Source organism: Acinetobacter gyllenbergii (assembly GCF_001682515.1).
Taxonomy (GTDB): Bacteria; Pseudomonadota; Gammaproteobacteria; order Pseudomonadales; family Moraxellaceae; genus Acinetobacter; species Acinetobacter gyllenbergii.
Genome location: NZ_KV575262.1, coordinates 492606 through 514949, shown reverse-complemented (window position 1 = coordinate 514949; position 22344 = coordinate 492606). Strand labels below are relative to the sequence as shown.

Annotated in this window: 13 protein-coding genes and 1 pseudogene; 9 read left to right on the top strand and 5 right to left on the bottom strand. The window is 39.7% G+C overall.

What is annotated here, in order from left to right; translation table 11 throughout:
- Window positions 1-46: 46 nt before the first annotated feature.
- Entirely contained in the window at window positions 47-2686 is a 2640-nt protein-coding gene (mutS, locus tag NG55_RS08435) for a DNA mismatch repair protein MutS (protein ID WP_065343000.1), read from the bottom strand.
- Between the two features lie 668 nt (window positions 2687-3354).
- On the opposite strand from mutS, the gene NG55_RS08430 reads away from it, so the two are divergent.
- The 8 genes and pseudogenes from NG55_RS08430 (at window position 3355) to NG55_RS08395 (ending at window position 13667) form a co-directional block, all read left to right on the top strand.
- Complete coding sequence (locus tag NG55_RS08430; RefSeq protein WP_065342999.1) at window positions 3355-4881, top strand: TerC family protein; 1527 nt, start codon at window positions 3355-3357, stop codon at window positions 4879-4881.
- A 271-nt stretch (window positions 4882-5152) separates the two neighbouring features.
- Window positions 5153-6097, top strand: coding sequence for a DUF4424 family protein (locus NG55_RS08425; RefSeq protein ID WP_065342998.1), 945 nt, complete (start codon window positions 5153-5155; stop codon window positions 6095-6097).
- Window positions 6098-6205: 108 nt separating this feature from the next.
- Window positions 6206-7117, top strand: coding sequence for a LysR family transcriptional regulator MumR (gene mumR / locus NG55_RS08420; RefSeq protein WP_065342997.1), 912 nt, complete (start codon window positions 6206-6208; stop codon window positions 7115-7117).
- A gap of 342 nt (window positions 7118-7459) precedes the next feature.
- Window positions 7460-8711, top strand: a pseudogene (locus NG55_RS08415) (NRAMP family divalent metal transporter).
- A gap of 35 nt (window positions 8712-8746) precedes the next feature.
- On the top strand, window positions 8747-9511 hold the full coding sequence (locus tag NG55_RS08410) for a LamB/YcsF family protein (RefSeq protein ID WP_065342995.1): 765 nt from the start codon (window positions 8747-8749) through the stop codon (window positions 9509-9511).
- Between the two features lie 2 nt (window positions 9512-9513).
- Window positions 9514-10329, top strand: a complete 816-nt coding sequence (locus NG55_RS08405; RefSeq protein WP_141669888.1) for a putative hydro-lyase — start codon at window positions 9514-9516, stop codon at window positions 10327-10329.
- A gap of 33 nt (window positions 10330-10362) precedes the next feature.
- Entirely contained in the window at window positions 10363-11946 is a 1584-nt protein-coding gene (locus NG55_RS08400; RefSeq protein WP_065342993.1) for a 5-oxoprolinase subunit B/C family protein, read from the top strand.
- Entirely contained in the window at window positions 11946-13667 is a 1722-nt protein-coding gene (locus NG55_RS08395) for an acetyl/propionyl/methylcrotonyl-CoA carboxylase subunit alpha (RefSeq protein ID WP_065342992.1), read from the top strand. The genes NG55_RS08400 and NG55_RS08395 overlap by 1 nt, the downstream gene beginning before the upstream one ends.
- Window positions 13668-13752: 85 nt before the next feature.
- Here the strand turns inward: NG55_RS08395 and pgaD are convergent, their stop codons facing one another.
- Genes pgaD through pgaA form a run of 4 tightly spaced genes read right to left on the bottom strand, consistent with a single transcriptional unit; the run spans window position 13753 to window position 19743 of the window.
- Window positions 13753-14226: a poly-beta-1,6-N-acetyl-D-glucosamine biosynthesis protein PgaD gene (gene pgaD, locus NG55_RS08390; protein WP_016540571.1), complete on the bottom strand. Its 474-nt coding sequence runs from the start codon at window positions 14224-14226 to the stop codon at window positions 13753-13755.
- On the bottom strand, window positions 14223-15467 hold the full coding sequence (gene pgaC, locus NG55_RS08385) for a poly-beta-1,6-N-acetyl-D-glucosamine synthase (protein WP_065342991.1): 1245 nt from the start codon (window positions 15465-15467) through the stop codon (window positions 14223-14225). The genes pgaD and pgaC overlap by 4 nt, the downstream gene beginning before the upstream one ends.
- Window positions 15464-17278 carry a poly-beta-1,6-N-acetyl-D-glucosamine N-deacetylase PgaB gene (pgaB, locus tag NG55_RS08380; RefSeq protein WP_065342990.1) on the bottom strand — a complete coding sequence of 605 codons (1815 nt, stop codon included), beginning with the start codon at window positions 17276-17278 and terminating at the stop codon, window positions 15464-15466. The genes pgaC and pgaB overlap by 4 nt, the downstream gene beginning before the upstream one ends.
- Window positions 17278-19743 carry a poly-beta-1,6 N-acetyl-D-glucosamine export porin PgaA gene (gene pgaA, locus NG55_RS08375; RefSeq protein ID WP_065342989.1) on the bottom strand — a complete coding sequence of 822 codons (2466 nt, stop codon included), beginning with the start codon at window positions 19741-19743 and terminating at the stop codon, window positions 17278-17280. The genes pgaB and pgaA overlap by 1 nt, the downstream gene beginning before the upstream one ends.
- A gap of 1554 nt (window positions 19744-21297) precedes the next feature.
- Between pgaA and NG55_RS08365 the strand changes: the two genes are divergently transcribed.
- Window positions 21298-22314 (top strand): AraC family transcriptional regulator, encoded by a 1017-nt coding sequence (locus tag NG55_RS08365; RefSeq protein ID WP_016540576.1) that lies wholly within the window; start codon window positions 21298-21300, stop codon window positions 22312-22314.
- Window positions 22315-22344: the final 30 nt, after the last annotated feature.

Sequence of the window (22344 nt, the reverse complement as noted above, 5' to 3'; positions counted from 1 at the left end):
AGATGAAGATGGCTCAAACAGATTTAACTGATTTGAGCCTGCTATCTCATGATTTCAAAGCTGCTTTGAGTGAATAGAGCTGTTCCAATGCCTGACGCGGTGTTAGATCATCGACATCAATCTGCTGTAATAAGGTTAGTGCAGGAGATTGGGATTCAACTTCAATAATTCTCTCGACCACTTGAGTTTCGATCTCATGCTCAACAGCGCTGAATAAGTCATTTTGTACACTACTTTGCAAATGTTGATGCTGTTGTTTTTCCAGAATCTTTAAACGCTTCTGTGCTTCTTTAATGACATTGGCAGGGATCCCCGCCAATTTGGCAACCTGTAGACCATGACTTTGGCTGGCTGGACCATGTTGAACTTTATGCAGCAAAATCAAATTGCCATTTAGTTCTTGTGCGGTAACATGATAGTTATCAATGCCAGCTTCGCCACCCAATTCAGTCAACTCAAAGTAATGTGTTGCGAATAGACAGAGGCATTTCACCCGTTTGGTTAAATCAACCACACAAGCCCAAGCCAATGAAAGACCGTCATAGGTACTGGTACCGCGCCCCACTTCATCCATCAGTACGAGAGACTGACTGGTGGCATGGTGCAAAATCTGAGAGGTTTCGGTCATTTCCACCATGAAGGTAGATTTACCTGTCGATAAATCATCAGCAGAACCAATACGAGTAAAGATACGGTCAATCGAGCCTAATTTTGCAGCTTTGGCTGGTACGAAACTACCGCAATAGGCCAATAGACTGATTAAAGCCGTCTGACGCATAAAGGTCGATTTACCCCCCATGTTTGGGCCAGTAATGATTGCCATACGATGTTGCGAATCTAAAAAGGTATCATTCGGTGTGAAAGGGGCTTTATTTAAGGCTTCAACCACTGGGTGGCGACCAGCCTGAATTTTGATACTGGTTTCAGGTGTGTATTCTGGTCTTGCCCAATTGTTGAGGCGTGCTTGATGGGCAAAATTTGCCAATACATCAATCGATGCAATCGCAGCACTCATCATCTGCAAATGTGCAATGTTCTGACGTAACTCATCCAGTAATGATTCAAACAACAGTTTTTCACGGGCGAGGGCACGAGATTCGCTGGACAGGACTTTATCTTCAAAGCCTTTCAGTTCTGGTGTGATATAGCGCTCGGCATTTTTGAGGGTTTGACGACGAATATAATCGGCAGGTGCTTGTTCTGCTTGGGCACGGGTTAACTCGATATAATAACCACTGACACGGTTATAGCCGATTTTCAGTGTATTAATACCTGTACGTTCACGTTCTTTGATCTCTAAATCAATTAGGAATTGTCCAGCATGATCACGAATTTTACGCAGTTCATCCAACTCATCATCATAACCTTCTGCAATTACATTGCCATCACGAAGTAATACAGGTGGACTTTCAACAATTGCAGCCATCAGATGTTGATGTAGGCTCTTGAAGTCGCCAAGCTCTTCATCTAATTGAGTTAATAACTTAGATTGCTGTGTTTTTAAAGCAGGATCTAAGGCATGGCGAAGGAAAGGAATTTGTGCGCAAGCTTGACGCAATTGCACTAAGTCACGCGGACGTGCGCTGCCTAACGCAACTCGACTGAGTACACGTTCAATATCGCCAATTTCTTTTAAAACTAAACGAAGTGGCGACTCATGATAGCCTTTTAACAATTGCTCAGTTGCATCGAGACGCGCATCTAAAATCGCGGTGTCCCGAATTGGCTGCATCAGGGTACGGCCCAGTAAGCGTCCACCCATTGCAGTTTGACAGTCATTAATTAATTGGAATAATGATGTGCCATGATCAAATAGTGGCTCAATAATTTCTAAATTGCGACGAGTAATAGGATCCAGTGCAATAAAGTCAGTGCTTTGCTCAATTTGAATGGAGCGGATATGTGGTAAGGCCGTTTTCTGTGTTTCTTTGGCATAGTGAATCAACGCAGCAGCAGCGGCTTTTGCCAGTGGTAATGGGTCTAAACCAAATCCTGATAAGGTTGAAACACTGAACTGATCGCATAGGGTTTTTTGTGCATTATTTAAATTAAAGTCAACATTGGGACGTTTAGTAATAGGGCAGTCTAGATTTTTCTTAATCTGCTCAATAATATTTTGATCAATAAGATCTTCATCAATCAAAATTTCACTTGGCATTAAGCGAGCCAGCTCGATTGGCAGTTGTTCAGGTTTATAGTCTTGTTGTTGAACTTTAAAAATACCTGCACTTAAGTCGAGTAAGGCAAAACCAATTTGATTTTGTTGGATGCAGAGTGCGACCAAATTTGAGGATTGATAGCTCCCCAGTAAAGCATCATCAGTTAATGTACCAGGGGTTAAGATCCGAACCACTTTACGTTCAACAGGGCCTTTGCCTGTGACTTCACCCACTTGTTCGCAAATCGCAACTGTGCGGCCAGCTTTGACTAAACGAGCAAGATAGCCTTCTGCGGCATGATAAGGCACACCCGCCATAGGAATCGGTTGACCGCTGGCCTTACCACGATGCGTCAGAGTAATACCTAAAAGTTTAGCCGCTAAATGTGCATCTTCGAAGAATAGCTCATAAAAGTCACCCATACGGTAGAATAGCAGGGCATGTTGATAGTCCGTTTTGACTTTGAGATATTGCTGCATCATCGGCGTATGAGATGAAAGATCAGCCATGATTTCAGCGCTATTCATGTATGTTAAATCCTTAAATTTAAATAATAAATAAGTTTAATTTAAAAGTTTGGCTGTCTCGCCAATTCTAACAGCCACTGTAAAATTCGACTTAATTGCCAAGCAAAGTATACCTTTCTAAGGACTTCTTTTCTGTCAAAATTGAGTCAACAGTGTATGAGAAATTGAATGACTTCCTCATTAGCTCATCTTAACAAATTGAGAAAGATTCACAAAAAGGAATCCGTGACGTGTGAAGAAATAAACAGCAAAAGAATATGACTCGATCAACTTGAGAAATCGGTCAAGTGTCGCTATAGCATTCAAGTTGCTAAGCAAAAAGAACGAAGATTGTTTGCTCAGGTCTTTTTTTAGTCTGAAAAATAATGTCCTTAGTTGTTTGGTTTTCTGGGCTTTATTGTGAATCTAATCGCTTAAAATATGTAACAAATTATTGAGAATCCAATTAAATTATAAACTTTAAATATAGATATCATATTGATATTTAATTGCTTTGTTTGGTTTTGTTTCACCTGTATCTGAATCTTAAAAAATTAAACCAAATTTTTTAAAGATTAGGCATAATCGGAGCAACTATTGTAAAAAAGGTCAACATAGATGGATCCCTCGCCGGGTACAAATTTAAACTACAGTTTCATGACTCCTTGTTTTTGTTTAAGGAGTAAATAATGGAATTTTTATTAGATCCAGGGATTTGGGTAGGTTTGCTTACTCTGATCGTTCTAGAGATTGTTTTAGGGATTGATAATCTCGTCTTTATTGCCATTTTGGCAGATAAACTTCCTCCTTCCCAGCGTGATAAAGCCAGAGTCATTGGTTTATCCCTCGCATTGATCATGCGCTTGGGCTTACTGTTCGCCATTTCGTGGTTAGTCACCTTAACCAAACCGCTCATTTTTATTTTCGACTGGTCTTTTTCGGGTCGAGATCTGATTCTTTTATTCGGTGGTTTATTCTTACTGTATAAAGCGGTCAGTGAATTACATGAACGGATGGAAGGCAAAGCGGAAGTCAAAATTACCACCAATGTGGTATATGCAAGCTTTACTGCGGTCGTCGCCCAGATTGTGGTATTGGATGCTGTATTCTCATTAGATTCGGTTATTACCGCCATCGGTATGGTAGACAATATCTACGTCATGATGGTCGCGATGGTTGTCGCCATGCTGGTGATGTTGCTTGCTTCTAAACCATTAACTGAATTCGTCAATCGACACCCAACCGTTATTATTCTCTGTCTCAGCTTCTTACTGTTAATCGGTATTAGTTTAATTGCCGAAGGTTTTGGTTTCCATATTCCGAAAGGTTATATCTATTCGGGTATTGGTGTCGCGATTGTGATCGAGGCATTTAATCAGTTTACCCAACGCAACAGATCTAAGCATGAGTCGAAGATTCCGTTACGTAATCGAACCGCAGATACGATTTTGAAGCTCATGGGTGGCAAGGCAGAAACCACTGCAACAAATCCGCTGCAACATTTGGAAGCACAAGAAACATTTGATGACCAAGAACGTTATATGATCGGGGGCGTATTAACGCTGGCAGAACGATCTGTGGCCTCAATTATGACGCCTCGTAGTCAAATTTCTTGGATTAACATCAACGAAACGCCAGAAAAAATACGTGAACAGATTTTATCTGTGCCGCATAGCTTATTTCCTGTGTGTCGTGGCAGTTTGGATAAAGTATTGAGTGTGGTTCGTGCCAAGGAAATCTTGGATGTATTGGATGACGAAGCACAATTAAAATTGCTAATCAAAGCACAACGCCCGATTTTTATTTTTGAAAAAATGAAAGTGATTGATGTGATTAACACATTGCGTACTTCTAAGGGCTCATTGGTACTCGTTAATGATGAGTTTGGAAATGTGCAAGGATTAATTTCACCTTTAGATGTGTTTGAAGCAATTGCGGGTGAGTTTCCCGATGCTGATGAGCAGCTTGAATTAATCAAAGTCGATGAAAGTACATGGAAAGCCTCAGGCACCTTAGATTTGTATCAACTTGAATTACAGCTCGGTGTTGATCTCGTCGATGAAGAGACTGGTTATATTACGGTGTCAGGACTTATTTTAGATAAGTGCAATGGCATGGTAGATGTTGGTTCAATGCTGGACTATCAAGAACTACAATTTGAAGTGGTGGAGATGGAAAGCAATCGAATTAAAACAGTCATGATTCGGTTGAAATAAACCATCATGTTCAATGTCAGGTTCAGGATTAGATAAAACTTTGAACTTGCATGTAAAAAATCTAAGACCGAGGAGCAGTTTGTGAGCAACAGGCTGCTCTTTTTTAGATCAATCGACTGCAAGCTTTTCTAGTGATGTCATCTCGTTCAGAACAATGATTGATCCTCAATAGGGTAGAATCAGAAAAAAAGTGAATATCTGAGGCTTTAAGCCGCTATGATTGATCACTGACAGGTCCTCATCATTACGGTCTTAAATTGGACACTTAAAAATGAAAAAAATCATCTTGGCATGTTCTATTTTGCTGCAAATACCGACCAATAGTCTCGCCAATGATTCAACGGGCTATGTGGGGACGGGCGGAGTGGCCTATCTTAAAAATGCGCATATTGCGATGCAAAGTGAAGACTTATTTATTAGCAAGAAACTGATTAAAGTAAATTATCTTTATAAAAACTTAAGCAATAAAGATGTGACAGAAACTGTTTTGTTTCCCTTACCGCGTATTGATAACTTCTTTGAAGCGGATTTTGCCCATACCGAAGCATTGCTAAAAAGCTTTAAAATTATTGTTGATGGTCAAAATATTCAGCCAGAAATGCATGTGCGTACTTTTATCCAAAAGGATGAAAAGTCGCCGTTGATTGATGTAACAGATCTATTTAAACAATGTGGTTTTAGCCAAACAGAGATGCTTAATCCTTGGATGCGTAACAATGATGACGACCGCTATTTTGTCGATAAATTAAAGCAATGTAAGCAGCCACACATGCAGAAAATATTAGCGAATTTTAAACAAGATGATGAAATTCCATGGTCATCTCAAGTGATTTATAGCTGGAAGCAAACCTTTAAAGCCAATGCCTTGACCAAAATTCAGCATCAATATCAACCTCTGGTGGGTGGTTCTGTTGCCCTATATCCAGATGAATATAATCAAAACTTTTGTATGGATGCACAATTTAAGCAGGGCTTAAAAAAAGCCAAAGCAGAAAATTCACCGTTTAATGCTTTGAGCTACATTTTGACCACAGGTGCAAATTGGGCTAAACCGATTGAAAATTTTAAATTAACGATTGAGCGTGATAAGAATGAATTGGTTTCATTTTGTTGGAATGGCAAAGTTGAAAAAATCAGCCCAACCCAATTTCAGATGAGCAAGCGTAACTTTGTTCCCAAACAGGATTTGGACATCATCTTTGTAAAGGTGAAATAAACCAATCACAAAACCTGCTTCAAGAAAAATCAATAAACAGCTAGCTTAATCTGGCGGATCACTCTCATACTATACAGCGAGAAAAGGATAGCGAGCTTAGGATTAAACGTGAATTTGAAGAATCTCGAAGCATTCTACTGGGTGGTGACCCTCAATAGTTTTAATAAGGCAGCGACAAAATTACAAACCACCCAGCCTGCGGTATCACAGAAAATCACAGCGATTGAAAATGACCTTGGATTTAAAGTTTTAGATCGAAGTTTTCGCCAGCTTAAACCGACGCATAAGGGCATGACCTTATTTAAATATGCTGAAAAGTTGATGCGTTTAGAAACTGAACTCATAGCGGAATTAACGGAAAATCAGCATTTGACCGGTACAATACGGCTGGGGGTTTCAGAAACCATTGTTTATACATGGTTGGTCGAATATATCGAGAAAGTTCAGCAAGAATTCCCTAAAGTTTCAGTGGAAATTGTGGTCGATCTGACCCCGAATTTACAAGAAGGTGTACGCACAGGTGATCTGGACATGGCCTTTTTACTCGGGCCAACATTGGCTTTTGAGTGTATCGAACAGGCACTTTGTGATTTTGAACTGAGTTTCTTGGCGTCACCGTCATTTAAAGGAGGGGTCGGGCAAATGTCATTTAAAAGCTTAATGTCGCATACGATCTTAACCTATCCCAAAATTACCTACCCCTATAAAGAGCTCAAGGCCAAAATGAAAGAACAGGGGCTTGATGAGCCACTTTCGATTACCAGTTATTCTTTGGCGACTTTGTTACGACTTGCTGAGCAAGGCTTAGGGATCGCTGTGGTGCCGACTTTAACCGCTTTAAAAGAAATTACCGATGGTCGATTAGAAATATTAAACACCCCAATTCAGTTAAAGACCTTTCACTTTACCTCGATTTATATTCAAGGTAATGATGCTGCATTGAAAGAGAAATTAACCGATGCCGCCGTGATGGTCTCTGAAAGTGCGATGCAAAGACTGAATCAACGAATCAAAAAATAGAGGCTTATTCACTTACTTTTCAGTGTATTTCTCGGCTTTAGAATAAGGTCATTTTTTGGATAAGTCATAAAAGCAGCTTATGGAAGGTGATAAGTAAAATTTATATTGAAAACTCTTAATAATAAAAATTTAATAAATTCATATATTTGATTTTATTTTGTGCTGTAGAAAGTCGTATTGTTCAACAGGGTTGCTTATGTTTTTATTTTAAATAGAAGATTTGGTTGCTCAATGCTTGAGTAAGAGAACAAGGAATCTTTGTGATTTAAAAAGGATTAAAGAAGATCGTTTATAAACAATGATGCTCTTAGATCAAGTTAAAAATCGCGTTATTAAGCTCAAATGGACGAGGAACGCATTAATGTCTTTATTGAAGTCTTCTTTTTTGTCGGATCGCCAATGGGCCATCATTGCCTCAATTTTTATGATGGCAACTTCGGCAATGGGGCCTGGATTTTTAACCCAAACCGCTGTGTTTACGGTGAAGTTAGGTGCCGCGTTTGGCTTTGCCATTTTAGTTTCCATTTTGATTGATTATGTGGTGCAGCAAAATATTTGGCGTGTCGTGACTCTTACGCAAATGCGTGCATCCGATATTGCCAATAAAGCTTTACCGGGCAGTGGCTATTTACTTGCATTTCTGGTGATTCTAGGTGGTTTCTTCTTTAGTATTGGAAATATTGCAGGTGCTGCATTAGGTCTAAATGCATTATTTGGTTTGGACACCAAATGGGGTGGTATTCTCAGTGGTGCATTGGCGATTTTGATTTTCGCTTCAAGAAAAGCCACGCTTGCGATGGATAAAAGCATGATCGTATTGGGATTGTTGAAAATCATCCTGATCATCATTGTGGCTGTGATTGTGATGCCACCTGTTGGACAAGCGGTACAGCAAACCTTTGCGCCAGATCAGATTGACTTTGCCATTATTACCACCATTGTCGGTGGCACGGTGGGGGGTTATATCTGCTATGCAGGCGCGCATCGTCTACTGGATAAAGGCGCTGTTGGCCCTGAAAATATTGATGAAGTAGCCAAAGCAGCGACCAAGGGCATTGTAGTGGTTGGCATCATGCGCTATGTCTTATTTTTAGCCTTCTTGGGGGTGGTGGTGAGCGGTGCAACGATAGATCTCGCTAGTCATAATGCCAATCCAGCGGCACAAGCATTCCAGTATGCTGCGGGCACATTGGGTTATAAATTATTTGGCCTGATCTTTTGGGCAGCTGGTATTAGTAGCACCATTGGTGCAGCCTATACCTCGGTTTCATTCTTTAGTGCATTTAAAAAGAATTTAACCCCAAAACAAAGCAACTATGCCACCATCACTTTTATTGCTTTAGCGTTATTGCTCTATGTGGTATTGGGGGCAACGCCAGCAGGTCTACTCATTTTTGTCGGTGGTTTTAACGGTTTAGTGTTGCCGATTGGACTCACCATTTTTGTCTATGTTGCGGCTTGCCGTAGAGACTTGATGGGCAATTATAACTATCCAAAATGGTTAATTGTTTTAGGTGCGTTAACTTGTGTATTGACGTGGTGGATGGGTTATATGTCATTTACGACCGTATTTAACTATTTGACCAAACTTTAAGCCAGATAATCGTATAGCGAAAAAGGAATACTGCCATGTTTGTAGATTTAAACAGTGATTTGGGTGAAAGTTTTGGCTCATGGAAAATGGGCAATGATGACCAGATTTTACCTGTGGTGACCAGTGCCAATATCGCATGTGGTTTTCATGCTGGCGATCCTTTGGGGATTTTAAAAACAGTGCGCAAAGCCGTTGAATTGGGCGTCACGATTGGGGCACATGTGTCTTACCCAGATTTGGTTGGTTTTGGCCGCCGTAATATGGATGTGTCACGTGATGAACTCATTGCCGATGTGCTGTATCAAATTTCAGCACTGGATGGTTTGGCAAAAGTGGCAGGTTCAAAAGTGCAATATGTCAAACCACATGGCGCACTGTATAACACCATTGCCCATGATCAAGCTCAGGCTGCCGCAGTGATTGATGCGATTAAAATGTATCACCCTGACCTAGTTTTAGTGGCTTTAGCTGGTTCAAACTTGGTCGAGCAGGCACGTGCAGCTGGCTTGACAGTGGTATCTGAAGCATTTGCAGACCGAGCTTATAACAGTGATGGTTCATTGGTGTCTCGTCGTCTAGAAGGTGCGGTTTTACATGACTCTGCCTTTGTTGCGAGCCGTGTGGTGTCTATGCTTAAACAGGGTGGGGTTGAATCAATTGACGGTGTATTTACCCCCATTCAGGCCGATACGATTTGTTTGCATGGTGATACCGATGGTGCGCTAGAAATGTCAGCTGCGATTAAAGCCGAACTGCTAAAAAATCAGATTGAAATCCGCCCATTTGTAAATAAAGTATAAGGATGAGCACCATGTATAAGGATATTAAAGTCGACCCAGCTCAGCTTGAAGCCGCTTTAGGTGCACGCTTAAAAATACGTGCTGGCTTTGATCAGCCGACAGCAGGCATGGCTGCGGGCATGACACAGGTGAATATGATTTCTGTGCCTAAAGATTGGGCCTATGACTTTTTACTCTATGCACACCGCAATCCACAAAGTTGTCCTGTACTCGATGTACTTGAAGAAGGCATCTATACAAGCAAACTTGCCGTAGACTCAGACATTCGAACCGATTTCCCGCGTTATCGCATTTGGAAAGAGGGCAAAATGGTGGATGAAGTGACTGATGCCAGCGAGATTTATCATGCGCACCCTGATTTGGTCACATTTTTGATCGGTTGTAGTTTCTCTTTTGAAACAGCTTTGCAAGAAGCGGGGATTGAAGTTCGCCATATTCAGGATAAGACCAATGTGCCAATGTATCTGAGTAATATTCAGTGCCAGCCAGCAGGGCGTATTTCAGGAAACATGGTGGTTTCTATGCGACCTATTCCATCACATCAAATTAGTGAAGCAGTAAAAATTACAGCGCGTATGCCAAGTGTACATGGCGCACCTGTACATATTGGACATCCTGAAAGCTTGGGCATTCGGGATCTAAATCAGCCTGATTTTGGTGAGGCGTCTCGTATCGAAGCAGGTGAGATCCCCGTGTTTTGGGCCTGTGGTGTCACTCCACAAGCGGCGGTCATGAACTCTAAAATTCCTTTTGCAATTAGCCATGCACCTGGCCATATGTTGATTACTGACATTCCTGACCGTGCTTGGATGGGCTAATTGGGCGAAAGAACAATTAAAAAGGATAAGCAAATGCGTTTTTTATCGGTAAACACCGATTGTTTTCTGATTGAGCTTGCGAGTCTCGAAGAAACTTTGGCGTTGTACAATAAATTGCAAAACACGTCATTGAATGGAATTAAAGACTTAGTCCCCGCTGCAAAAACAATTTTGGTTTTTTTTAACGAGATCGAAACCAACTTTAAAACGCTGGTTGCTTTCATTCAGAGCCTCAAAATTGATTCAGGATTTGAGCGTAACGGCCAAGAAGTGATTGTGCCGATTCGTTACGATGGCGAAGACCTTGCTCAGGTGGCAGAGTTGCAAGGGTTGTCTGTAGCAGAGGTGATTCGAAAACATCACCAAAGCATCTGGAATGTGGCTTTTATTGGTTTTGCGCCAGGCTTTGCTTATATGAGCAGTCCCGACCGACCATTTACTGACATTCCACGTTTAACGGTTCCGCGTAAAAAAATACCTTCAGGCTCGTTGGGATTGGCTGGTAGATACTCTGGTATTTATCCAAAAGACAGTCCCGGTGGCTGGCAATTGATTGGAACTACAGACGAAAAAATGTGGGATTTAGCGCGTAAAAATCCTGCGTTGCTGTTACCTGGTATGACGGTACATTTTGAAGATGTCACGCATCATCCGATAACTGTGAGTGTACCTCAACAGATCACGCGTACGGTTGAACTGAAACAATCGGTGCCACTGTTTAGTATTACTGCGCCCAGCCTACAGATGTTGATTCAAGATGAAGGGCGTTTTAACCAGACCAAGATTGGCGTTGGAATGGCGGGTGCAATGGACTTATCGGCGATGCATAGTGCCAACCGTATTGTAGGGAATCCAACTGATACGCCTGTGATTGAGGTTTTAAATGGTGGCTTAAAGGCCAAACTGCAGCATGGTGCTGTGATTGCAGTTACAGGCGCCATCTCAAATATCCGTGTGAAATTTGTAGATGGTCAAAACGCAGAGTTTGCAAGTGATCAGCCGATTGACCTGGATGAAGGCGATGAGTTTCATATTCTGCCGCCTACAAAGGGGTTGAGAAATTATCTTGCTGTTCGAGGTGGCATCGAGATTCAGCCCGTTTTAAATAGTGCTTCATTTGATAGTTTGGCGGTGTTAGGGCCAGAACCTTTAAAGCTTGGAGATACGATTTATCAAGGGCATGTGAAGGCGGCCAACATTAGTGTCAATGAAGTGGGTAAGAATGATTTGCCCAAAGTTGGTGAAGTGGTTGAGCTCGACATTGTGATGGGTCCACGTACCGACTGGTTTGAACAAGACAGTATTGAACTGCTCTGTCAGCAAGAATGGTTGGTGACCAATGAAAGTAATCGCATTGGGCTCAGATTGTCAGGTGAGCAGTCTCTAACTCGCAAAATTACCCATGAGTTGGAAAGTGAAGGCACGTGTATTGGGGCTTTACAGATTCCACCGAGTGGTCAGCCCGTTTTGTTTATGAATGATCACCCTTTAACGGGTGGATATCCTGTCATTGCCGCTGTTGCAAAACATCATTGGGATTTGGTGGCACAGATTCCAGCAGGTTGCTGGATTAAATTTAAAAAAATTACCGAATTTACAGATTTTGAGAATAAATGATGAAGACTGAAAAATTATTGATTGCCAATCGTGGTGAAATTGCCGTTCGTATTATTCATGCTTGCCGTGACATGGGCATTGCATCGGTCGCGTTATATGCAGATGATGATATGGGCAGCATGCATGTCGAGCTTGCCGATGAGGCTTGGGGTTTGGCTGGTGCGACTGCCAGTGAGACCTACTTAAACATTGCTGCCATTATCGAGATTGCAAAAAAAGCCCAAGCAACCATGGTGCATCCAGGTTATGGCTTTTTATCCGAACGTGCTGAATTTGCCCAAGCAGTGCTTGATGCAGGTTTAAAATGGGTCGGACCTTCACCAAGTGCGATTGAGAAATTAGGTGATAAAATTGAAGCGCGTAAAATTGCGGCTTCAGTGGGTGCACCTTTGGTTCACGGGACGCAAGACCCGCTCAACAATGCTGATGAAGCTTTGGATTTTGCCAAACAGTTTGGTTTGCCGATTGCGATTAAAGCGGCATTTGGTGGCGGTGGTCGTGGTTTAAAAGTGGCGTGGACACTTGAAGAAGTCAAAGAGCTGTATGAGTCGGCAGTACGTGAGGCCAAAGCTGCCTTTGGGCGTGGTGAATGTTTTGTTGAACAATATCTAGACCAACCACGCCATGTCGAAGCTCAAGTGATTGCTGACCAACATGGCAATATTGTGGTACTCGGAACACGTGATTGTTCATTACAACGCCGTAACCAGAAGTTGGTCGAGGAAGCTCCTGCACCCTTTATTCGTGATGAGATCTATCAACAGATATTAAGTTCGGCAAAAAATATCTGTCAAGCAGCCCATTATGTTGGGGCAGGAACGGTAGAATATTTATTGAGTCGTGATGGAAAGCTTTCATTTTTAGAAGTAAACACCCGTTTGCAAGTTGAGCATCCCGTGACCGAAGAAACCACAAACGTGGATTTAGTGGTAGAACAAATTCGTGTTGCGCAAGGCCATGAGCTTTCGATTAAAGAGACACCTAAAGTACAGGGTCATGCGATTGAATTTCGTATTAATGCCGAAGATCCAGCGCGTGGTTTTATTCCAGCATTTGGTGTGCTGAACTTATTTGAAGCGCCGTTTGGTCATGGTGTACGCGTCGATACAGGGGTTCGAACTGGGTCATTGGTCTCTAGCCATTTTGACTCTCTCATGGCAAAACTGATTGTGACGGGCCCAACCCGTGAAGTTGCAATTGCCCGTGCTAAACGTGCGTTAAAGCAGTTTAAGATCGAAGGGGTGGCGTCGGTTCTAGATTTCCACCGCGCAGTACTCAATGAACCTGATTTTAGCGATGAGTTTAAGGTCCATACCCGTTGGATCGAAAATGACTTCAAGCAACAGTTAAAGCCAAGCAAACGCAGTATTCCTCATCATCAACAACCCTTGCTGCTCAGCTATATTGAAATTGATGGCAAATTACATCGTTTAGGTTTACCTGCAGGTATGTTTGCACAAAATCCTGCTAGTGCGGTTCAACAGCAGCAGTCGATTGAACCTGAACTGAGCGCTGAGCATTTACTGGCTCCGATCAATGGTGTGATTAGTTCATGGAAAGTTACACAGGGGCAGCAGGTGACTGAAGGGCAGATTGTTGCGATTATGGAAGCCATGAAAATGGAAGTCCCCGTGCTTGCACATCAAAGTGGAGTCATTCAAATCGTGGCAGAACAGGGAAAAAGCTATCAGGCTGAGGCCATTATTGGCATAATCGAATGATGCTCGATATCAATCAATATGTTTGGAATTGAAGCGATGAAAAGAGGCAATTGCTTGCCTCTTTTCATTTTTGGTTCATGAATAGTTATCTCAGTTCATAGTCAGCTAAAATACCTTCTTGGTTATAGTGCAGTACAATGTTTTTTGAGCGTTGAATTTTGGATAGCTCCTCCTTTGGAATCAAAAATCCCTCAGCAAGAATAGAATGGCTCACGTTCACCACAGTCATTTTTTCTGTGTTTCGGTATCGTAACCAGTTATAGCTCGCCCATAACAACAATGAGGCACAACAGATCATCACCATCAAGGCGAGCCAAAAGAAATTGTGGATCTGCACGCTCATCTGTTCTGCAAAAATATAGTTTTTGATGAGCTTACCTTGGTATAGCCATAAAAATATCGCCAATAACGGTAAAAATAGCAGTGTCCAGAGTGCCCAACCGATCCCTTGCAGCAAATAATGTGCACCTTTGTTTTTTACATACTGATGTTGGTCAATATATTCAGGAATATCTAGCTGTGAAATATCCTCAATGATATTCAAATGTTGTTTGTTCATTCTGACTCACCTTTAAAACCACGATCTGGGCTAACCCATCTCGCTCTTTTCTTACGTGTAAATAAAGCTTTTGGTACAGCAACCACTGTTGTTGCTGCACCAAGCATCCAAAAAAACAGGGGATACCAAATCACCCAAAAGTAATTTCTAAAGAAACGGTTTCCGTCATATCGTTTGTCAATGAATAAGCTCACAAAAAATTGAATCAGACAGGTAATGGCTAAAATGACGCCGTACCACTGTGGAAAGAGTGATTTAATCTGCCATTCTGCGGATAGTGGAACGACTAGCCCAACGAAAAATAGGATAATGATCAGGAAAATGACATAGGCCCAAACCATGCTGATGATGGCTTCTAGTGCAACAGGCCACATTTTGAGTGCTGAAATCTTAAAGAGTTTGGGAAAATAGGTTTTAATAACTTCAACCCCACCTTGAGCCCAGCGCAATCGTTGTTTCCATAAACCTTTAAAGGTTTCAGGCATATAGATGTAGCACAGCGCATTGGGAACATAGTGAATATCCCATTCAGCCAGTTGAAGTTTCCATGAGATATCAATGTCTTCAGTAATCTTATCTTCTGACCATAAGCCGACTTGCATCAGTGCAGTTTTTCTAAAGCCAGCAATCACACCTGAGACTGTAAAAATACGTCCATAAGTCCGTTGGGCACGTTTAATTAAACCAATGATGGATGAAAACTCACCCACTTGTAGTTTTCCTAAAATACTTGAACGATTTAAAATCCGAGGGTTTCCAGTTACTGCGCCAACCTGATTAAATGCTGTAAGTTGATGCATCATCCAAATCGCAGCATGGGGATGCAGCAAGGCATCTCCATCAATACAAATCAGATATTCGTATTGGCTGACCATCATGCCTGAACGTAAGGCAAATGCTTTTCCTTGATTTTCTGCCAGGTGCACAACCCGTAAATCGGGATGTTCAAGCGCCAGTTCATCCAATATTTTTGCGGTATCGTCAGAACTGCCATCATTGACGGCAATGACTTCAAATTTTGGATATTGTGTTTGCAGTGCAAATCGTAGGGTTTCTCGAACTTGAGCTTGTTCATTAAAACAAGGAATGATAATGCTGCACCCTTGTTCTGAAATCTCGGGTAATTGGTTTTGCTTATATTCGCGTTTAAAGTAGAACCATAAACCACCTACCATCCATGTCCATGCCATCAGCAAGGGATATATAAAGGCAAATAGGAAAAGAGTTTCCATTAAGGTCATGGCTGTTCTCCATTTACGTGCTGCTGGAGAAATGGATTGCGATAACTGATTGGACTGTCATTTAAGCTGAGAGGGGTAAATAGTTGTTCATGTACCGCTTTTGCATTATCGAAGCGGTAATTGCTTAAAACCAATTTTTGGATTCCATGTCTTTGTAAATTTAAATAGTGTTGCTGCAAGCGTTGTAGCTGCTTTGGCGAAGACTGGTCGTGGTGAACTAAAGTCACCATTAGTCTGGCTTTTTGTGAGGCAGTTAAATGATCTACCTGTTGTATAAATTTTTGATAGCTATTGAGATTATCTAGACTGTTAATTTCAATATTCAATAATGATACGAAGGGTAGATAGGTATTAACCATTTGCTCTAAGCCCTGATCTGTTAAATCAGAGAGTGAGAGCTGTAATATTAATTGGAAGGGATTACTTTGATTGAGATAAGGCGTGACCGCGGCTTTGACCTGTTGTGTTAACTTTAAAATGTGTGTTTCTTTTTCCAAACACGTTGGGCTCACTACGGTGTTATAACGACAAGCGAGTTGTTGATCTGTTTTTAAAATAATGCCATCCAGATTGGGGTTATTCTGGATCAGGTCTCTGCTTAAATCGATTGCTAAATGAGTTTGCTTCAGGTCAGGAAAAATCGGCATCTGTACATAGACTCGATGAAAAACCCGTGTTCGCGTCTGCCAGTGGGTGCGACTTAAAATATCTTGGGCCAGTTTTAGACGTGTTGTTGGAAAGTAGCTTTGGGCATAGACAGTATTATTTTGATCAGTTAATGCATTAACGATTAAAGTATTGGTTTTTAAGGCACTTAAATTATTTAATAAACTGCCTAACTGCTGATTAAACTGTGTACTGTCTTGTGAGAATTGGCCTAGATCAAATTGCACGGCCCGAATAGGTTCATATGCTTGTCGTTGACCGTATTCCATAAAGCCTGTGAGTTGTTCACGTAAATTTTCAGCTGTTGGATTATTTGAAACAATACCGCGTTGAAAAGTTGCATCATGGGTGTCATTTAATTTTTCCGTCCCTAAACTAAAAGACAGAGGAAAGCCTGCTTGATTCGCAATTTGAGTGACTTGTGGGTTGACCGCACCATAGGGCCAAATGATTGCAAGCGAATCTATTCCTAGTTTTTGCTGCAAGATTTTTTTGGATTTCACCAAATCATCATAAATCCGCTGGCTATATTCAGACTCAGTTTCATAGCGCTGTTGGGTTATATCGTATTGTCGAGTTAAGGCGGCAGGCTTTTCATTTTTTTGTATGTTGGCCAATATGCCTTTGTGCAAATCATGGCTATGGCTGGCAAATTCAACTAAACCTGATTTTTGAATCTCTTGCAGTTGTTTCCAGCTCATCAAGTTATTTTGACCATAGGCTTCATAAGCAGCTTGTGTATTACCTTCTGTCCAACTGGTCACCAAAGCAAAGACCACAGGAATTTGATATTGCTTTACCAGTGGATAGACATGGCTATAGCTACTTAAGGCACCATCATCAAAACTAATTAAAATTGCATTTTTCGGTAATGGAACACCATGTTCCCGAGAGGCCATAATTTGTTTGAGGCTAATTGGAGTCCATTCAGAACGTTTCAACCATTCAAAAAATTGCACTAAATTTTGGGTATTAATGGCATACACATCTCGGTCGCCATTTTTCAAAACATCATCACGCACATCGTGAAAGGTCAAACTAACAAAATGATGGGCATCAAATTTTGCTTCGTCTGCGGCATAACTCTGAACTGGGATAAGAAATGCACATGCAGAGAGTATTCTAAACATATTGAAGAATGTCATTAGAATCGCCCTCCAAAACCTAATAGGGCATAGGTTTGATTCTCATTGATGCCATCATAGGGATGTCGTTTCCAACCAATGCCATAATGCAGTGCCCAGATCCGCGACAATTGCCACTCATGTCGATATTGGGCATCAAAAATCGGCTTGGAGCCGTAATCTTGTTGCTGAAACATACCTGCATTGATCGAAAAATTTTGATTGAAGTGACGTTCGTAATTTCGCCAAGTCAACCAGTCATGGCTCAAGTTGATCGCGAGACTATAACTTTGTTTAGGACTAAAATAGGCCACGTTATCTAAACGATTTTTTCCTAAAAATGCAGAAAAGCCTGCTTGTGTAGTGTGGTGGGCCGTTTGAAAAATACGTTGATTATAGTTTGCAAAAAAATCATGGCGTTTATTTCCATCGCTAATATCAGTGTAGCTATATCCTGCATTGGCTTGTCGGGATTCATTTTGCTGCCATTGAATCGAAGCGCCATAAGCTTTGCCATTTTCACCTTGATTGATGGCTTGTAATGGAATATTGGCTTGGGTATTGAGGGATAAGGCATACTGCCAATTGTCATTGAGTTGATGTGACCAATCTGCTCTTAAGCCTTGACGTTGACCTTCGGTATTTTGAGAGGCAACAAGCGCCAAGTTTTTACCTTTGTCTTGCCATTGCAGACCTAAACCAAAGCGTTGTTCTTGTAAATCGCCGTCGGCATATTTTCCCCAAAGATATTGATGTTCAACCAAGATACGATAATTGTCTGCTAACCACGGTGAATATAGCGTGGTGTTGGATTCACGATCACGTGTCCCTTTGAGTGATTGTAGTAATTGGTTTTGCTCAGAGCGGCTATGTGAAAAGCGACTTTCATGGCTCATGCTGGCGTGATTACGATCATTTAATTCTTTACGACTTTTTATGACACTGCTATCGCTGGGGTAGTCTTCACTCAGTGCTTGAGTTTGCTGCTGCCAAGCTTGGATATCGCCAAGTGCTTGGGTATTTTGCATGGCATTAATGCGTGTATATTTTGAGTGAGGTTCTAAACCATTTAAACGATCAATGGTAAGTTGAGCTTGGCGAGGGTTACCACGCCAACGCTGGATTTTGGCTAGATCATTTAAAAATTGAACACTGTTCGGGGCTTTGGCTACGGTATTATTTAGATATTGTTCAGATAAATCCAAGCGATTCCGATAAGCCATATTTAATGCAACTAACGACAGATATTCATTTCGATCTGGGTGTACACTTTTATCGACGCCTTTGGCCTCGCTATATTCATACGTGGGAATCAATTCATCAATTAGGTTAATCAGCGCATTTGCATTTTTATATTTTTCTTGTTCGATTAATGCATAATAAAGTGATGTATATAGGCTGATATCGGGATAGTTTTTCTCAGTAAGCAAGCTGCGATAGATCATCTCGGCTTCGGCAGGTTGTTGATTTGCAAGATAGGTATCTGCAATCGCATGGCGTGTATAGGCAGGCATTTGTTCAACTGGCGGTAAGGTGACTTGATTTAATAGGCTCAAAAGCTGTTGTGTTTTGCCTCGATAACTTAAGGCGTAGAGATAGTCATAATAGAAGCGATTAAACATGGCTTGATCAGCTGGAATCTGTTGCGCGATTTGTTCTGCCTGCTCTAAGACTTGATCGAGTTGAGCAAAGCTTTTACGGTCACTTTCCGCACGGGAGGATAAATATTTCTGTTGTTTAATCGCCTCATTCACATTCTGTGAAAAGCCTCCGATTTTATTCTGCCAAATAAAGTTCTGGTTTTTATCAGATAGGTGGTGCTTTGCAGAAAAAGCAGCTACCATGTCATAGCTACCCAGTGCCATCAAAATATTCAAATACTCATGTTGAATGGCTTCATTGTTTGGTTGTTGGGCATAAGCCAACTGAATGGTGTGTAAGGCATAAGTCTGTTGTTCTAATAGTCGATAAACATAAGCCGCTAAAGCCAACTGTTCAACACTCATTTGCGTTGTCTCAAGATTCTTCAATTGCTTTGCTGCTTCAGTCGGTTGTTTATTTTCAGCAAACAATGCTGCTTTAAGAATTGTGACCTGCACTTGGTTATGCGATTGATAAGGTTCAAATTTATCTAATAGTGCTAATGCTGAAGCAAACTGTTTCTGATCTCGTAAAAGTTTAACTGTTGCGAGTTGAGCATATTCAGGGAAGAGCTTAGGCTGAATTCGTTGGGTTAAATCAGCTAGGGTGGTTTGTGGCAGACCTTGAATGTGTGAGGCTGATAATAAATAGTCAGCTAAGATGTTCTGTTGATCTGGGTACTGCTGTAATAAAGACTCAAGTGCTGTTAATCCTTGAGTTGTTTGCCCATTTTTAATTTGCGCAATTGCTTTTTCTCTTAAGAAATCAGATGGATGTGCATGTGAAAGATTAGACATAAAAAAAAACAACAAGCTGGCTGGAAAGAGTGAGTGAAGATTTTGCATAAAGTGTTTGAAGTGTGTGTTAATTATCTTTTTTATTTTAATATGTGATTTGAATCACATATTGTTTTGCTTGTGTACAGCTATGTTGATTGGTTTCTATTTGGATAAATATATATTAATCAGTATTTTATTTATGCTCTTATTTTTAAATCTAGATTTTCACTGGGTTTTTATGTTTTTTCAGTTCATACCTTTGTGTATTTTATGTTTTGGATTTTGGTTGTGTTAATTGAAGAAGAAATATGAATAACTGAGTGAAAAAACGACTGTAATAATCATATTGAAGAAATATCGTTAAGTTTTGATAAATATATTTTTAAGTAAAATCATGCGATTGTGTGGCTTATTTGACTTATACATGTTTGTTTTAGATTAAGCCTTGAGTAGACGAAAGCCATAAATATAAATTAATTTTATCTTTGCGCTCTAATTACAAAAAATAAACCTATTCTGTTCTGAATTTAACTTCTTTTAATAGTTTAAATAACTGTATTTTATATTTATTTAAATTTTTTTTATAAATTTTATTTTCAAAAAATTGGCTGATTTGAAGCGTATAGCTAAAGATTTTTTAATTACCTTTTGTTTAAATATTTGAATTTTTTGCAAATATTGTTTTTTTGAAAGATTGGATAAACAGTGGTTTTGAGAAAATGCTAATTTTGGTGTATTAAATGCTAATTATTTTGTACACAAAGCAGTTATTTTATTTTTATATTATATAGCCAAGGTGTAGATGTGGTATATAAAAAAATTACAGTATCCGATTATCGGAAGATAAATAAAGAAAGTGAAATTAAAGTAAATAAAAAACATCTGAATCATAATGTATTTTTTTTACTGATCATGTGCTTGTGGAATTCAAATATTGGTTATATTTTTTTGTTTTTATATTTTTTAAATTATATTTTTGAAAAAATGAGTGATTATTACTTTTTGGTTGGATTTTCTCTACTGTTTAGCTTTGGTTTGATCGTTTCTATCTTTCTCTTAATTTTTGTCGTTGAGCTTTTTTTCCCATCAAAATGATTTTAAATTTATTGTGTAAGAAAATAAATAGAAACTCAATGAATTTAACGATACTTTAAGTTTTCGCACCAAATTGAGGCGGTTTATTGTCATTTTAGTGCTTTAAAAAATAATTAAAATTTTTTGAAAATAGTCAATATTCATCAATATGAAATAATGTAGATGATAAAAAGAAAAAATTAAAAAATTATAACTTTATATAATTCAGATTGAAAATCTGATTATCGAATAAGCCTTACTTTTAACTCTTACTTTCGGGAAGATACTTTTGCAATCTTGAAACTTTCCCTGAAATGATAAGTTTTTTTATAGAAATGATAATTTTTTTATTGAATTTTAAAGTAGATTCTGAGCATTATCTGTGACTAATATCACAAAAAAATGGATTTTTTGCCGCATTAGTATGAAAAATGGAAAACTGGATTATCGTTAATTTTTAAGAATGGTTAAATAATATACTTGTGTAACTGGTTTTTTGATTCCTTCTCTGAGGTGGGCTTTTAGATATGATATGAGTGGGTAGCAATGGTTTTGAGTCATCCTAATCAGGTTAAATTAATATCAAGTTCGATGCTTAATTTATTGATTAATTTTTGTGTAAAAAATAATCTTAAAAATGCAAAATATTTGAGTGATTATAAAACAAGTGAACTGATTCCAATCGGGGAATGGATTGAACTATTGGAGGAAATTAGTCAAAAACAGTCTAAGCCAACACTTGGGTTGGAAATATCGAAATATACTCAGCCTAAACATCTCGGTATTTTAGGATATATTGCCTCATCATGTGAAAATATATTAGATGTATTAAATGTATTTATAAAATATCAAAGGCTTTTTTGTGAGGCGAAGCCCGCAAACATGTCTATTTCTGATCAATTTATTGTCATTCGGTGGGGGTTTGATCCTTATCTTAAAAATAATCATTTAGTAGATGAATTATTAATGGGGGTTTTTTATACTCTTTTAGATCAGTTAGTACATCCGCATAGAATAGAGGTAAGAAAAGTAAGTTTTAGTACAGAGAAAACAAAATTTTTTTATAATTACGAAAATTTTTTTGGCTGTCCCGTCGAATTTGAAAGTGAAGATGTTGAAATATATATTTCAATGACCAGTCTTGATTTAGAAGTTCTTAATGCAGATCCTGTGTTAAATGATATTTTAATCAAGCAGGCAAATGTATTGTTGTCAAAACGTCCTAAGCTTGATCTTTTTGATGAGTTAATACAGAAAACAATAATTCAAGCTGTAAGTAAGGGGAATATCAGTGTAGAGGATGTTGCAAATAAGTTGGGCTTGCCAGCTCGGATATTTCAACTGAAATTAAAGCAGCAAGGATATACCTTTAAAGAAAGATTGAATCAAGTCCGTAGAGATTTAGCATTTGATTATCTTGCCGATCTCAATTTGAGCATTCTGGACATTTCAATGTTATTGGCGTACCAAGAACAAACTTCGTTTATCCGAGCATTTAAGTCATGGACTGGGATGAGTCCCTTACAATACAGGAAGAAAAAAATCTTAAATCATCGTTCTTGATTCTGAGGTGTTCCTACTTCAGTATGCGTG

Excerpts from the sequence above, each read along its gene's own strand:
- mutS (WP_065343000.1), bottom strand. The coding sequence starts at position 2,686 with ATGAATAGCGCTGAAATCATGGCTGATCTTTCATCTCATACGCCGATG.
- NG55_RS08430 (WP_065342999.1), top strand. The coding sequence starts at position 3,355 with ATGGAATTTTTATTAGATCCAGGGATTTGGGTAGGTTTGCTTACTCTG.
- NG55_RS08425 (WP_065342998.1), top strand. The coding sequence starts at position 5,153 with ATGAAAAAAATCATCTTGGCATGTTCTATTTTGCTGCAAATACCGACC.
- NG55_RS08410 (WP_065342995.1), top strand. The coding sequence starts at position 8,747 with ATGTTTGTAGATTTAAACAGTGATTTGGGTGAAAGTTTTGGCTCATGG.
- NG55_RS08405 (WP_141669888.1), top strand. The coding sequence starts at position 9,514 with ATGAGCACCATGTATAAGGATATTAAAGTCGACCCAGCTCAGCTTGAA.
- NG55_RS08400 (WP_065342993.1), top strand. The coding sequence starts at position 10,363 with ATGCGTTTTTTATCGGTAAACACCGATTGTTTTCTGATTGAGCTTGCG.
- NG55_RS08395 (WP_065342992.1), top strand. The coding sequence starts at position 11,946 with ATGAAGACTGAAAAATTATTGATTGCCAATCGTGGTGAAATTGCCGTT.
- pgaD (WP_016540571.1), bottom strand. The coding sequence starts at position 14,226 with ATGAACAAACAACATTTGAATATCATTGAGGATATTTCACAGCTAGAT.
- pgaC (WP_065342991.1), bottom strand. The coding sequence starts at position 15,467 with ATGACCTTAATGGAAACTCTTTTCCTATTTGCCTTTATATATCCCTTG.
- pgaB (WP_065342990.1), bottom strand. The coding sequence starts at position 17,278 with ATGACATTCTTCAATATGTTTAGAATACTCTCTGCATGTGCATTTCTT.
- pgaA (WP_065342989.1), bottom strand. The coding sequence starts at position 19,743 with ATGCAAAATCTTCACTCACTCTTTCCAGCCAGCTTGTTGTTTTTTTTT.
- NG55_RS08365 (WP_016540576.1), top strand. The coding sequence starts at position 21,298 with ATGGTTTTGAGTCATCCTAATCAGGTTAAATTAATATCAAGTTCGATG.